This window comes from Tepidimonas sp. (assembly GCF_036825565.1).
Taxonomy (GTDB): domain Bacteria; phylum Pseudomonadota; class Gammaproteobacteria; order Burkholderiales; family Burkholderiaceae_C; genus Tepidimonas.
The window spans coordinates 27,383-40,521 of record NZ_DAISXZ010000010.1; the positions used below are offsets into that span (position 1 = coordinate 27,383).

11 protein-coding genes are annotated in these 13,139 nt (G+C 66.4%); 9 read left to right on the plus strand and 2 right to left on the minus strand.

Translation table 11 applies throughout. The features are described 5' to 3' along the window. Positions 1 to 44: 44 nt before the first annotated feature. On the minus strand, positions 45 to 761 hold the full coding sequence (locus tag V7026_RS02955; protein WP_334153785.1) for a Crp/Fnr family transcriptional regulator: 717 nt from the start codon (positions 759 to 761) through the stop codon (positions 45 to 47). Between the two features lie 204 nt (positions 762 to 965). Between V7026_RS02955 and V7026_RS02960 the strand changes: the two genes are divergently transcribed. The 9 genes from V7026_RS02960 to V7026_RS03000 all read left to right on the plus strand — a co-directional run bounded on the left by V7026_RS02960 (position 966) and on the right by V7026_RS03000 (position 12,495). Beyond that, the gene (locus tag V7026_RS02960) at positions 966 to 2,912 is read left to right on the plus strand and encodes an AMP-dependent synthetase/ligase (protein ID WP_334153786.1); all 1,947 of its coding nucleotides are present in this window, start codon (positions 966 to 968) and stop codon (positions 2,910 to 2,912) included. Between the two features lie 40 nt (positions 2,913 to 2,952). After that, positions 2,953 to 3,738 (plus strand): ABC transporter ATP-binding protein, encoded by a 786-nt coding sequence (locus V7026_RS02965; RefSeq protein ID WP_334153788.1) that lies wholly within the window; start codon positions 2,953 to 2,955, stop codon positions 3,736 to 3,738. 12 nt (positions 3,739 to 3,750) lie between these two features. After that, on the plus strand, positions 3,751 to 4,680 hold the full coding sequence (locus V7026_RS02970; RefSeq protein WP_334153790.1) for a branched-chain amino acid ABC transporter permease: 930 nt from the start codon (positions 3,751 to 3,753) through the stop codon (positions 4,678 to 4,680). An 11-nt stretch (positions 4,681 to 4,691) separates the two neighbouring features. Beyond that, positions 4,692 to 5,768: a branched-chain amino acid ABC transporter permease gene (locus V7026_RS02975; RefSeq protein WP_334153793.1), complete on the plus strand. Its 1,077-nt coding sequence runs from the start codon at positions 4,692 to 4,694 to the stop codon at positions 5,766 to 5,768. A 46-nt stretch (positions 5,769 to 5,814) separates the two neighbouring features. Then, positions 5,815 to 7,152 carry an ABC transporter substrate-binding protein gene (locus V7026_RS02980; protein ID WP_334153795.1) on the plus strand — a complete coding sequence of 446 codons (1,338 nt, stop codon included), beginning with the start codon at positions 5,815 to 5,817 and terminating at the stop codon, positions 7,150 to 7,152. A gap of 146 nt (positions 7,153 to 7,298) precedes the next feature. Next, entirely contained in the window at positions 7,299 to 8,108 is an 810-nt protein-coding gene (locus V7026_RS02985) for an ABC transporter ATP-binding protein (protein WP_334153797.1), read from the plus strand. Between the two features lie 46 nt (positions 8,109 to 8,154). Then, entirely contained in the window at positions 8,155 to 9,420 is a 1,266-nt protein-coding gene (locus tag V7026_RS02990) for a phenylacetate--CoA ligase family protein (RefSeq protein ID WP_334153799.1), read from the plus strand. Positions 9,421 to 9,530: 110 nt separating this feature from the next. After that, positions 9,531 to 11,417 (plus strand): potassium transporter Kup, encoded by a 1,887-nt coding sequence (locus V7026_RS02995; RefSeq protein ID WP_443082308.1) that lies wholly within the window; start codon positions 9,531 to 9,533, stop codon positions 11,415 to 11,417. 91 nt (positions 11,418 to 11,508) lie between these two features. Beyond that, positions 11,509 to 12,495 carry a tripartite tricarboxylate transporter substrate-binding protein gene (locus V7026_RS03000; RefSeq protein ID WP_334153803.1) on the plus strand — a complete coding sequence of 329 codons (987 nt, stop codon included), beginning with the start codon at positions 11,509 to 11,511 and terminating at the stop codon, positions 12,493 to 12,495. An 11-nt stretch (positions 12,496 to 12,506) separates the two neighbouring features. On the opposite strand, the gene V7026_RS03005 is transcribed toward V7026_RS03000, so the two are convergent. Then, positions 12,507 to 12,836 carry a DUF1840 domain-containing protein gene (locus V7026_RS03005; RefSeq protein ID WP_143968886.1) on the minus strand — a complete coding sequence of 110 codons (330 nt, stop codon included), beginning with the start codon at positions 12,834 to 12,836 and terminating at the stop codon, positions 12,507 to 12,509. Positions 12,837 to 13,139 lie beyond the last annotated feature (303 nt).

Sequence of the window (13,139 nt, forward strand, 5' to 3'; positions counted from 1 at the left end):
ATGCCGGGACTGTAACCCGCCCCCGGGTGCGCCCGCGGCCCGCCTCAATCCATCCCGCGCCCGGCGCTGCGCAGCGTGTCCAGATCCAGCACGCGCAGCCCCCCGTACTCCACCCGAATCGCCCCCGCCTGCTGCCAGCGCGCCAGCGCCTGGTTGACGCGCTGGCGCGACAGGCCGACCAGGTAGGCCAGCTCCTGCTGGGTGATGCGCAGCACCTGCCCCACGCCCGGAAACAGCCCCGGGTGGAACAGATTGGCCAGGCTGCGCGCGACGCGCACGTCCGGATCGGTGATGCGGTCGATTTCGCGCGCGGCGATGAACTGGCCCAGCCGCTCGTTGAGCTGGTTCATCACGAAGCGGTTGAAGCCGATGGAGTGGTCCAGCAGCCAGTGGAAGGTCTCCACCGGCAGCCCCGCCACCAGGCTGCGCCGCAGCGCCTGGATGTTGTAGCGGTACGCCTCGCGCTTGAGCGCCGTGCCCTCGCCAAACCAGCCGCCCGGGGCCACACCGGTAAAGGTCATGATCGGCCCCTGGCTGTCGTCGTTGCTCATCTTGAGCAAGCCATCGATCAGGCCAAACCAGTACGTCACCGGCCGGCCGACGCGGCAGATGAAGTCCCCCGGATCCGCCTCGCTGACCACGAGCGCGGCCTGCGCACGCTCCCGCGCGGGCTGTTCCAGCGGCCCGATCCAGGGGATGCTGTCCAGTTCGGCGGCGCTCAGCGCGCGCGCCCGCTGCCGCAGTCGATTGGCTTGGCTCACGGTGGTCCCTCGAACTCCCGCTGTGGTGTCGCCATTCTTCGCCCACGCTCTCCCGCGCCCGAAAGCACCTAGGGAAAGTCCCAGTCAGGGCAACCCCTAGATTGTCAACGGACAGACAGAACAGCGTCAAACGCACCCGTACATTTGCGGCAACACAGCGGCACCGCCTCGTGTTGACACGACCGCCGCGGCAGAGGAGCCTGTATGCAAACGACATTTCCCCGCCTGCTGATCCAGCACGCGAGCGCGCGCCCGGACGCGCCCGCCATGCGCGAAAAGGAATACGGCATTTGGCAAACGACCACCTGGCGCCAGATGCTCGACCGCGTGCGGCACATTGCCGCCGGCCTGCACCAGCTGGGCCTGCAACGGGGCGAGCACCTGGTGGTGATCGGGGCCAACCGCCCCAGCCTGTACGCCACCATGCTCGCGGCGCAGTCGCTCGGCGCCATCCCGGTGCCGCTGTACCAGGACGCCGTGGCGGCCGAATGCGTTTTCCCGATCAACAACGCCGAGGTGCGCTTCGTCGTCGTGGAAGACCAGGAGCAGGTCGACAAGATGCTGGAGATCCGGCCGCAGTGCCCGCAGCTTGCGCACATCCTGTTCGACGACCCGCGCGGGCTGCGCAACTACGACGAGCCCGGCCTGGCGGGGTTGAAGGAGATCGAGGCCGCAGGCGCCGTGTTCTGCCAGGAGCACCCCGACTTCTTCCAGGAAGAGGTGGAAAAGGCCCGCCCGGACGACGTGGCGGCGATGTTCTTTACCTCCGGCACCACCGGCAACCCCAAGGGCGTGGTGCACACCCACTTCACACTGCTCAACCGCGCCGAAGTGGGCGCCAAGTTCGACAAGCTGACCGAAAAGGAAGAGGTCCTGGCCTACCTGCCGCCGGCGTGGATCGGACAGAACATCTTCAGCTATGCGCAGTGGCTGGCGTGCGGCTACGTGGTCAACTGCCCCGAATCGGCCAGCACCGTGATGATCGACCTGAAGGAAATCGGGCCGACCTACTACTTTGCGCCGCCGCGCGTGTTCGAGGGGCTGCTGACCAGCGTCATGATCCGCATGGAGGACGCCGGGACGATCAAGCGCAAGCTGTTCCACGCCTTCATGGACGTGGCCCGGCGCGTCGGCCCACAGCTGATGGACGGCAAGCCGGTCGGCCTGGGTGAGCGGCTGCTGTATGCGCTGGGTGACATCCTGATCTACGGCCCGCTGCGCAACACGCTGGGCTTTTCGCGCGTGCGGGTGGCCTACACCGCCGGCGAGGCCATCGGCCCGGATCTGTTCACCTTCTACCGCTCCATCGGCATCAACCTCAAGCAGCTCTATGGCTCCACCGAGACGGCCGTGTTCGTCTGCTTGCAGCCCGACCACGAGGTCAAGGCCGACACGGTGGGCGTGCCGTGCGAGGGGGTGGAAATCAAGCTGTCTGAGCAGGGCGAGATCCTGGTGCGCTCGCCGGGGTTGCTCAAGGAGTACTACAAAAACCCCAAGGCCACCGCCGAGGTGCTGGACGCCGACGGCTGGTACCACACCAGCGACGCTGGCTTCCTGGACAACTCCGGGCACCTCAAAATCATCGACCGTGTCAAGGACGTGGGGCGCCTCAAGGGCGGGCCCAACGACGGGGCCATGTTTGCGCCCAAGTACGTGGAAAACAAACTCAAGTTCTTCTCGTACATCAAGGAAGCCGTGGCTTTCGGCGACGGGCGCGAGAAAGTCTGCGCGATGGTCAACATCGACTTCGAGGCCGTGGGCAACTGGGCCGAACGGCGCGGCCTGCCCTACGCGGGCTACACCGACCTGGCCGGCAAGCCCGAGGTGTACGCCTTGATCCAGGAGTGCGTGGAAAAGGTCAACGCCGACCTCAGCCGCGACCAGATGCTCTCGGGCAGCCAGATCCACCGCTTCCTGATCCTGCACAAGGAGCTCGACGCCGACGACGGCGAGCTGACGCGCACCAACAAGGTTCGCCGCGGCTTCATCGGCGAGAAGTACGGCGTGCTCGTCGACGCGCTGTACGGCGGCAAGACCGAGCAGTACATCGAGACCCAGGTCAAGTTCGAGGACGGCCGCACCGGCCAGATCAGCGCGACCCTGCGGATCGTGGACGCCAAGACCTTCGCCCCCCTGAAGGCCGCGGCCTAAAGCACGCGCCCGACGGCACTTCGACCTTTCAGGATGCCCCATGGCCCACAAGCAAATCGGTGACGTCATCCTCGACGTCCAGAACATCAGCCTGCGATTCGGCGGCGTCAAGGCGCTGACCGACATCTCGTTCAACGTCCGCGAGCACGAGATCCGCGCCATCATCGGCCCCAACGGTGCCGGCAAGAGCTCCATGCTCAACTGCATCAACGGCGTCTACACACCGCAGGAAGGCTCGATCACCTTCCGCGGCCAGACGTTCAAGCACATGAACAGCCGCCAGGTGGCGGAAATGGGCATCGCGCGCACCTTCCAGAACCTGGCCCTCTTCAAGGGCATGAGCGTGCTGGACAACATCATGACCGGGCGCAACCTGCGCATGAAGAGCAGCCTCCTCCTGCAGGCGCTGCGCATCGGCCCAGCCGAGCGCGAGGAAGTCGCGCACCGCGAAGTGGTGGAGCGCATCATCGACTTCCTGGAAATCCAGGCCTACCGCAAGACGCCCGTGGGCCAGTTGCCCTACGGCCTGCAAAAGCGCGTGGACCTGGGCCGGGCGCTCGCGATGGAGCCGCAGGTGCTGCTCCTGGACGAGCCGATGGCCGGCATGAACGTCGAGGAAAAGCAGGACATGTGCCGCTTCATCCTTGACGTCAACGACGAGTTCGGCACCACCATCGTGCTGATCGAGCACGACATGGGCGTGGTGATGGACATCTCCGACCGCGTCGTCGTGCTCGACTACGGCAAGAAGATCGGCGACGGCACGCCCGACGAAGTGCGCAACAACGAAGACGTCATCCGCGCCTACCTGGGCACGAGCCACTGAGGAGCCACGAACATGGGATTTTTTCTGGAAACCCTCTTCGGCGGCCTGATGGCCGGCATGCTGTATTCGCTGGTGGCGCTCGGCTTCGTGCTGATCTTCAAGGCCTCTGGCGTGTTCAACTTCGCGCAGGGCGCGATGGTTCTGTTTGCCGCGCTGGCGATGGCGCGCTTTTCGGAGTGGCTGCCGCGCTGGCTGGGCTTCGAGAGCCTGCTGTTGGCCAACCTGCTGGCGTTTGCCGTAGCGGCGCTGCTGATGTTTGCCGTGGCGTGGCTGGTCGAAGCGCTGGTGCTGCGGCACCTGGTCAACCAGGAAGGCGCGACGCTGCTGATGGCGACGCTGGGCATCACCTACTTCCTCGACGGCGCCGGGCAGACCATCTTCGGCAGTGACATCTACCAGATCAACATCGGCATGCCCAAGGACCCGATCTTCATCCTGGAGGGTATGTTCGAAGGCGGCATCCTGCTCAACCAGGAGGATCTGATCGCCGCCGGCATCGCGGCCCTGCTGGTGGCGGCGCTGTCACTGTTCTTCCAGAAGACCGCTACCGGCCGCGCGCTGCGCGCGGTGGCCGACGACCACCAGGCCGCGCAATCGATCGGTATCCCGCTCAACCGCATCTGGGTGATCGTCTGGTGCGTGGCCGGCATCGTCGCGTTGGTGGCCGGCATGATCTGGGGCTCCAAGCTCGGCGTGCAGTTCTCGCTGACCACTGTGGCCTTGCGTGCGCTGCCGGTCATCATCCTTGGCGGCCTGACCTCGGTGCCGGGCGCCATCGTCGGCGGCCTCATCATCGGCGTGGGAGAAAAGCTCTCCGAGGTCTACCTGGGGCCCCTGGTCGGCGGCGGTATCGAAATCTGGTTCGCCTACGTTCTGGCGCTGGTGTTCCTGCTGTTCCGTCCCCAGGGCCTGTTTGGCGAAAAGATCATCGACCGCGTGTGAGGTAAGGGATCATGTTCTACAGAGAAAACGGCCAATTCAAAACCAGCTACCACGCGGATCAACAGATTTTCCCGATCGCGCAGGACCGCTGGGTCATCTTCGCCCTCGTCGCCTTCGCCTTCATCGGCGTGCCGCTGCTGGCGGATGAGTACCTGTTCCGCGCCATCCTGATTCCGTTTCTGATCCTGTCGCTGGCGGCCATCGGGGTCAACATCCTGGTCGGCTACTGCGGCCAGATCTCGCTCGGCTCGGGCGCGTTCATGGCGGTCGGCGCCTACATGGCCTACAACGCCTTCGTGCGCTTCGAGGGCATGCCGCTGATCGTCGCGCTGCTGATCGGCGGGCTTTGCGCCACGCTGATGGGCATCGTGTTCGGCATCCCGAGCCTGCGCGTCAAGGGCCTGTATCTGGCAGTGGCGACGCTGGCGGCGCAGTTCTTCGCCGACTGGGCCTTCTTGCGCATCGGCTGGTTCACCAACCACAACCCGTCGGGCTCGGTGTCGGTGTCCAACCTTAGCATGCTCGGCTGGCGCATCGACACGCCGGTGGAGAAGTACCTGCTCTGCCTGGGCTTCGTCGTAGTCTTCGGCCTGCTGGCCAAGAATCTGGTGCGCTCGGCCATCGGGCGCGAATGGATGGCCATCCGCGACATGGACGTGGCCGCCGCGGTTATCGGCATCCGCCCGGTGTACGCCAAGCTGTCGGCGTTCGCGGTCAGCTCCTTCATCGTCGGTGTGGCCGGCGCGCTATGGGGCTTCATCCACCTGGGCTCATGGGAGCCGGCGGCCTTCTCGATCGACCGCTCGTTCCAACTGCTGTTCATGGTCATCATCGGCGGCCTGGGCTCGATCATGGGCAGCTTCTTCGGGGCGGCCTTCATTGTCGTGATGCCCATCTTCCTGAACCAGTTCCTGCCCTGGCTGGGCGGGTTGTTCGGGATTGACGTCTCGACCGCGGCGGTGTCCCATACCGAATACATGATCTTTGGGGCGCTGATCGTGTGGTTTCTGATCGTCGAACCCCACGGTCTGGCCAAGTTGTGGAGCGTCGGCAAGCAAAAACTGCGCATCTGGCCGTTCCCGCACTGATCATCGATTCCCCCACCCGTGCTTCAACCACCCTAGGAGACAGACCATGAAACTACGTCCCGTGATCCTCGCTGCCGCCGCAGCGACTGCCGCCCTGTCCAGCGCGCTGGTGGGAACCGCTGCGCATGCACAGGCCAAGGAGCAGTTCTTCCCCGTCCTGGTGTATCGTACCGGCGCCTACGCACCCAACGGTGTGCCGTTCGCCAACGGCTACGTCGATTACCTGAAGCTGACCAACGCGCGCGGCGGCATCAACGGCCTCAAGATCAACTGGGAGGAGTGCGAGACCGGCTACGCCACCGATCGCGGCGTCGAATGCTACGAGCGCCTCAAGGGCAAGCATGGCGGCGCCACCGTGTTCCAGCCGCTGTCCACCGGCATCACCTTCGCGCTGACCGAGAAAGCTCCGGTCGACAAGATCCCGCTGATCACCGCCGGCTACGGCCGCAGCGAGAGCCAGGACGGCCAAGTGTTCAAGTGGAACTTCCCGCTGTTGGGCACCTATTGGGTCGCCGCCGACGTGCTCATCCAGCACATCGGCAAGCAGGAAGGGGGCTTGGCCAACCTGAAGGGCAAAAAGATCGCACTGGTCTACCACGACAGCCCATTCGGCAAGGAGCCGATTCCGCTGCTGCAGGAGCGCGCCGCGATGCACGGCTTCCAGCTCAGCCTGCTGCCGGTGGCGCACCCCGGCGTGGAGCAAAAGGCCACCTGGCTGCAGATCCGCCAGCAGCGCCCCGACTACGTGCTGCTGTGGGGCTGGGGCGTGATGAACTCTACGGCGCTGAAGGAGGCCCAGGCAGTCGGCTACCCTCGCGAGAAGATGTACGGCGTCTGGTGGGCCGGTGCCGAGCCTGACGTCAAGGACGTTGGCGCGGGCGCCAAGGGCTACAACGCCATCATGATGCAGCACGGCAGAGAAAAGGACGCCCCTGTCGTCAAAGAAATCCTCGACAAGGTGCATGCGAAGGGCCAAGGCACCGGCCCGGCCGAGGAAGTCGGCGACGTGCTCTACATGCGCGGCCTGATCAGCGCGATGCTGGCGGTCGAAGGCGTGCGCGCCGCGCAGGAGCGCTTCGGTAAGGGCAAGGTGATGACCGGCGAGCAGGTGCGCTGGGGCCTGGAAAACCTCAACCTGACGCAGGCCAAGCTCGACGCGCTGGGCTTCAAGGGCGTGATGCGGCCGATCTCCACCAGCTGCGCCGATCACATGGGCGCCGCTTGGGCGCGCATCCACACCTGGGACGGCAGCAAGTTCGTCTGGTCGTCCGACTGGTATCAGGCCGACGAGCAGATTCTCAAGCCGATGGTGCGCGCCGCGGCCGACAAGTACGCCGCCGAGAAGAAGCTGCAGCGCCGCACGCCGCAGGACTGCCAGTCCTGATGGTCCGGGCGGAGGTCGGTCGGACCATACCGACCCCCCCGCGGTGGGGGCAGGCGCTCCCCAGCCCCCGCCACCACCCGCCAGCGTCGGTCCGCGGCGCTGACGTGTGGTGCTCGCGCACCCAGCCACGTTACCGAGGTCACCCCATGACGACACCCGCACCCGTCCTCACCGTCAACGGCATCGAGGTCATCTACAACCACGTCATCCTCGTGCTCAAGGGCGTCTCACTGCAGCTCGCCGAGGGTCAGATCGCCGCCATCCTGGGCGGCAACGGCGCCGGCAAGACCACCACCCTACGCGCCATCTCCAACCTGCTCAAGGGGGAGCGCGGCGAGGTCACCAAGGGCTCGATCGAGCTGCGCGGCGAGCGCATCGAAAACCTCACCCCCGCCGACCTCGTCAAGCGCGGTGTGGTGCAGGTGATGGAGGGGCGGCACTGCTTCGCCCACCTGACGATCGAGGAAAACCTGCTGACCGGCGCCTACACGCGCAAGGACAAGGGCGAGATCGCCGCCAACTTGGAGAAGGTCTACACCTACTTCCCGCGCCTGAAAACGCGCCGCACCAGCCAGGCCGCCTACACCTCCGGCGGCGAGCAGCAGATGTGCGCGATCGGCCGCGCGCTGATGGCCAACCCCAGCGTCGTGCTGCTGGACGAGCCGTCGATGGGCCTGGCGCCGCAGATCGTCGAGGAGGTGTTCGAGATCGTGAAGGACCTGAACCAGAAGGAGAGGGTCAGCTTCCTGATCGCCGAGCAGAACACCAACATGGCGCTGCGCTACGCCAACTACGGCTACATCATGGAATCGGGCCGCATCGTGATGGACGGCGCCGCCGAGGATCTGCGCAACAACGAGGACGTCAAAGAGTTTTACCTCGGCATGGGCGGTGGCGAGCGCAAGAGCTTCCGCGACGTCAAGAGCTACAAGCGCCGCAAGCGCTGGCTGGCCTGACCCCCGCCCCTATCGAGTTCGCCCGCCGCCGCGCCGTTTGCCCACCATGCCCGCCTACCACGATTCCCTTGAAACCCGCGCCCCCGCCGACCGCGAGGCCGCCCTCTTCGCCGCCCTGCCCGACCTGATCGCCCACGCACGCGCGCACGGCGCGGCCTGGGCCGAACGCCTGGCCGACGTTGATCCGGCGCGCGTTACCTCGCGCGCCGCACTGGCGCGCCTGCCCGTGCTGCGCAAACACGACCTGATGGAGCGCCAGCACGCCAGCCGCGCGGCCGGCGGCGACCCCTTCGCGGGGCTGTCCACGATAGGCTGGCGCGGGCTGCTGCAGGCACGCGGGGCGCGGCGCGTTTTCCAATCGCCCGGCCCGATTTACGAGCCCGAGGGCCTGGGCACCGATTACTGGCGCAGCGCACGGGCGCTCACCGCGGCCGGCTTCGAGGCCGGCGACCTGATCCACAACGCCTTCAGCTACCACCTGACGCCCGGCGCGTGGATCATGGAAGCCGGCGCACAGGCGATCGGCTGCGCCGTCTTCCCCGGCGGGGTGGGCAACACCGAGCAGCAACTCGCCGCGATCCTGGATCTGAAGCCGGTGGGCTACTGCGGCACACCGAGCTTTCTGCGCATCCTCGTGGAAAAAGCCGAGGCCGCGGGCGTGCGCCTGCCCATCCGCAAGGCCCTGGTGTCCGGCGAGGCCTTCCCACCGAGCCTGCGCGACTGGCTGGCCGAGCGCGGCATCGCGGCTTATCAGGCCTACGCAACGGCCGACGTCGGCCTGATCGCCTACGAAACCGCGGCGCGCGAAGGGCTGGTTTTGGACGAAGGGGTAATTCTGGAAATCGTGCGCCCCGGAACCGACGACCCCGTGCCCGACGGCGAGGTGGGCGAGGTGGTGGTCACGGCGCTCAACCCCGACTATCCGCTGATCCGCTTTGGCACCGGCGACCTGTCGGCGGTCCTGCCCGGCCCGTGCCCGACAGGGCGCACCAACACCCGCATCCGTGGCTGGCTCGGGCGCGCCGACCAGACCACCAAGATCAAGGGCATGTTCGTCCACCCCTCGCAGGTGGCCGAGGTACTGCGCCGCCACCCCGAGGTGCGACGCGCGCGGCTGGTGGTTAGCGGCCGCATGGCCGACGACCGCATGGCCCTGCGCGTGGAAACCGCCACCCCGTCAGAGGCGCTGCAGCGTGCGCTGCAGGAGTCGCTGCGCGACGTGACCAAACTGCGCGGGGACGTCGAGCTGCTGACCGTCGGCGCGCTGCCCAACGACGGCAAGGTCATCGAGGACGCCCGCACCTACGACTGACCCGCCTCGGACCGGCCGCCGGGCGGCTACCGTTGCTGCAACGCAACATCCCGCCACATCCGTGGCGGGACGGGCGCACAATGGCGGCCTCGCAACCACCGCGGCGATCCTTGGCGCATCCCTCCTCTTCCGCGGCCGACGGCTCCAAGCTGGCAGCGCTGACGCTCGGCGCGCTCGGCGTCGTGTACGGCGACATCGGCACCAGTCCGCTGTACGCTCTCAAGGAAGTCTTCACCCACGGCCATCTTGCGGTCACGCCCGACAACATCTTCGGCATTTTGTCGCTGGTGTTTTGGACGCTGACGATCATCGTCTCGCTCAAGTATGTGACGCTGATCCTGCGGGCCGACAACAACGGCGAGGGCGGGTTGGTGGCCATGCTCGCACTGGCCTCGATGGCAGTGGAGGACCGCCCGCCCCTGCGTAGGCGGCTGCTGGCCATCGGCATCTTCGGCACCGCCATCTTTTTTGGCGACGGCATCATCACGCCCGCCATTTCGGTGCTCTCGGCCGTGGAGGGGCTGGAAGTCGCCGCCCCGGGGCTGGAGCCCTTCGTGGTGCCGGTCACGCTGTTGGTGCTGACCGCACTGTTCGCGGTGCAAAAACGCGGCACCGCCAGCGTCGGCAAGCTGTTCGGCCCCATCACGGCGGTGTGGTTTCTCGTGCTGGCGCTGCTGGGCGGCGTGCACGTCTGGGGCAATCCGGCGGTGCTGCAAGCCGTTCTGCCGCACCACGCGCTGCGGTTCATCGTCGACAACCCGGGGCTGGCCTTCGTCTCGCTGGGGGCGATTGTGCTGTGCGTCACCGGCGCCGAGGCGCTCTACGCCGATCTGGGCCACTTCGGCAAACGCCCCATCCGCCTGGCCTGGTTCGGACTGGTGATGCCGTCGCTGCTGCTCAACTATTTCGGGCAGGGTGCCATGCTGCTGCAGCACCCGGAAAACGTCAGCAACCCGTTCTACGAGATGGCGCCCACCTGGGCCCTGGGCCCGCTGATCGGCTTGGCCACCTGCGCCACGGTCATCGCCTCGCAGGCGCTGATCTCGGCGGCCTATTCGGTCACCAAGCAGGTCGTGCAGCTGGGCTATCTGCCGCGCCAACGCATCCTGCACACCTCCGTGCGCGACACGGGCCAGATCTATATCCCCTTCGTCAACTGGGCGCTGTATGGCGGCATCGTGACCGCGGTGCTGCTGTTCGGCTCCAGCAGCGCACTGGCGTCGGCCTACGGCATCGCGGTCACGATCGACATGCTGATCACCACGGTGATGACCTTCTTCGTCATCCGCTATGCGTGGCGCTATCCGTGGCTGCTGTGCGTGGCGGCCACCTGGGTCTTCCTGATCGTGGACGTGCTGTTTTTCTCTGCCAACGCGGTCAAGGTGATCCACGGCGGCTGGTTCCCGCTGGCCATCGGCATCGTCATGTTCACGCTGATGACCACATGGCAGCGCGGGCGCGAGTTGCTCGCGCAGCGGCTGCGCGAAGAGGCGATCGATCTCAAGCCCTTTTTGGATTCGGTCTTTCTCAGCCCGCCGACGCGCGTGCCTGGCACGGCGGTCTTCCTCAACGCAGAGACCGGCGTGACGCCCAACGCGCTGCTGCACAACCTCAAGCACAACAAGGTGTTGCACGAGACGAACCTCTTTGTCTCCGTGCGCCACCACGAGGTGCCCTGGATCGGCTTCGACAAACGGGTGGAGGTGGAGCCGCTCGGCCACGACTGCTGGCGCGTGGTGCTGCACTTTGGCTTCAAGAACGACCCGGACGTACCCGAAGCCCTACAACTGCTGAGCGGCCACGGGGTCCAGTTGGACGACATGGAGACGTCGTACTTCCTCTCACGCGAGATCGTGCTGCCGCGCCGCGGCGCGGGCATGATGACCTGGCGCGAAAAGCTGTTTGCCGGTATGCACCGCAACGCGGCGTCGGTGGCGGATTTTCTGAACCTGCCGGCCAACCGCGTGGTCGAGCTGGGCGCCAAGATCGAAATCTGACCCCAGGGGGGTGTGGTTTCCCGAATGGCGCAACCCGCGCCATCCGGGCTAGTATCCAGCGTGTTGATTCCACCGACCGGAGACCTCCCCGATGAAAGCGCTACTCGCCCTGACGCTGTCGACCGTTGCCTTCGCGGCGACCGCCCAAGAGTTCCCCACCAAGCCCATCACCTTCGTGGTGCCGTTTGCCGCCGGCGGGCCGACCGATACCGTCGCCCGCCAGTTGGCCGAGACGATGCGCAAGCACCTCAACAACGCGACGATCGTCGTAGAGAATGCCGCCGGCGCGGGCGGCACGATCGGGGCCAACAAGGTGGCGCGCGCCGCGCCCGACGGGCACACGCTGCTGGTCTGGCACATCGGCATGGCCGCCACCCCCGCGCTGTACCGCAAGATGCCCTACAAACCGCTAGAGGACTTCGAGTACCTGGGCATCATCAACGACGTGCCCATGACGCTGGTGGGCAAGCCGCAACTGCCGGCCAACACCTACCGCGACTTCGAGAACTACATCCGCGCCAACCAGGGCAAGCTCAACCTCGGCCATGCCGGGCTGGGGTCGGCCTCGCACCTGTGCGGGCTGATGTGGCAGTACGCCGTCAAGCTCGACAAGTCAATGGCCACCATCGCGTACCGCGGCACGGCCCCGGCCATGAACGACCTGATCGGCGGCACCATCGACGTGATGTGCGACCAGACCACCAACACCACGCAGCAGATTGAGGGTGGACGCATCAAAGCCTTTGCGGTGACCACGGCCAAGCCGCTGTCCGACCACCCCACCCTGCGGCACTACCCCTCGCTGCAGGAGATGGGGCTGAAAGACTTCAACCTGACCATCTGGCACGGCATGTACGCGCCCAAGGGCACCCCGGCCCCGGTGCTCAACCGCCTCAACGAGGCGCTGCGGGCCTCTCTGCGCGACCCCGACTTCGTCCAGAAGCAAAAAGCGCTGGGTGCCATCGTCGCCGCGCCGAACGACAAGCGCGTCACGCCCGAAGGCCACAAGGCCTTCGTCGCCAGCGAGATGGCCAAGATCAAGGCGGTGGTCGACGCCGCGGGCCAGTACGCCGACTGACCGCGCGGGGCTCAAACGCCCCAGACCACTTCGCAGCCCTCGCGCTGGCAGTGCTGCAGCATCTCGATGAAGGGCGCGACCCGGGCGCGCAGCGGCACGCGCTCCTCGGGGGGGACGGGGGGCTCTTCGCCTTGCGCCTCGGCCTCCTGCCGCTTGCGCTCGGCCTCCGCCTCTTCGGCGGCGACCGCCGCACGCAGGGCTTCGATGGCCGCGGGGATCTGCTCCGGCAGGATGATGCCCGGCCCCTCGGGGTCCTTGCCCAGGATCTCCAGCACGCGACGACCGTTGGGTTGGAGCATCACCACATCGCCGGTGGCTTTGGACTTGAATCGGTATAGCATCGCACTCTCCTGGCGGGGTTGTGGGCGCGCGCGCCGCGCCCCTCCATTGTCATCCGTTCGGTGCGGCACGCCAACGCCGGCCCCGTCCGCCATCGACCCCGTCTTGCTCCGAGCCTGGGATCGCAGCCTAGGGAAACGCTGAACAAATCAGCCTTTGATTGAAGATGAGCGAGGCTGACCACATCCACTCGACATTCATGCCTCGGCGGGCAAGAAATGTCTTTTCCGCTGCCGTTTTCGACCGGCTTTTGACGTTCGCCGGTGTGGTCACCAACGTGTGGGTGATACCGGTTTCGGCATCGA

Bases quoted from the DNA above. Each gene is read 5' to 3' on its own strand.
- V7026_RS02960 (WP_334153786.1), top strand. From the start codon at position 966: ATGCAAACGACATTTCCCCGCCTGCTGATCCAGCACGCGAGCGCGCGC.
- V7026_RS02965 (WP_334153788.1), top strand. From the start codon at position 2,953: ATGGCCCACAAGCAAATCGGTGACGTCATCCTCGACGTCCAGAACATC.
- V7026_RS02970 (WP_334153790.1), top strand. From the start codon at position 3,751: ATGGGATTTTTTCTGGAAACCCTCTTCGGCGGCCTGATGGCCGGCATG.
- V7026_RS02975 (WP_334153793.1), top strand. From the start codon at position 4,692: ATGTTCTACAGAGAAAACGGCCAATTCAAAACCAGCTACCACGCGGAT.
- V7026_RS02980 (WP_334153795.1), top strand. From the start codon at position 5,815: ATGAAACTACGTCCCGTGATCCTCGCTGCCGCCGCAGCGACTGCCGCC.
- V7026_RS02985 (WP_334153797.1), top strand. From the start codon at position 7,299: ATGACGACACCCGCACCCGTCCTCACCGTCAACGGCATCGAGGTCATC.
- V7026_RS02990 (WP_334153799.1), top strand. From the start codon at position 8,155: ATGCCCGCCTACCACGATTCCCTTGAAACCCGCGCCCCCGCCGACCGC.
- V7026_RS03000 (WP_334153803.1), top strand. From the start codon at position 11,509: ATGAAAGCGCTACTCGCCCTGACGCTGTCGACCGTTGCCTTCGCGGCG.
- V7026_RS03005 (WP_143968886.1), bottom strand. From the start codon at position 12,836: ATGCTATACCGATTCAAGTCCAAAGCCACCGGCGATGTGGTGATGCTC.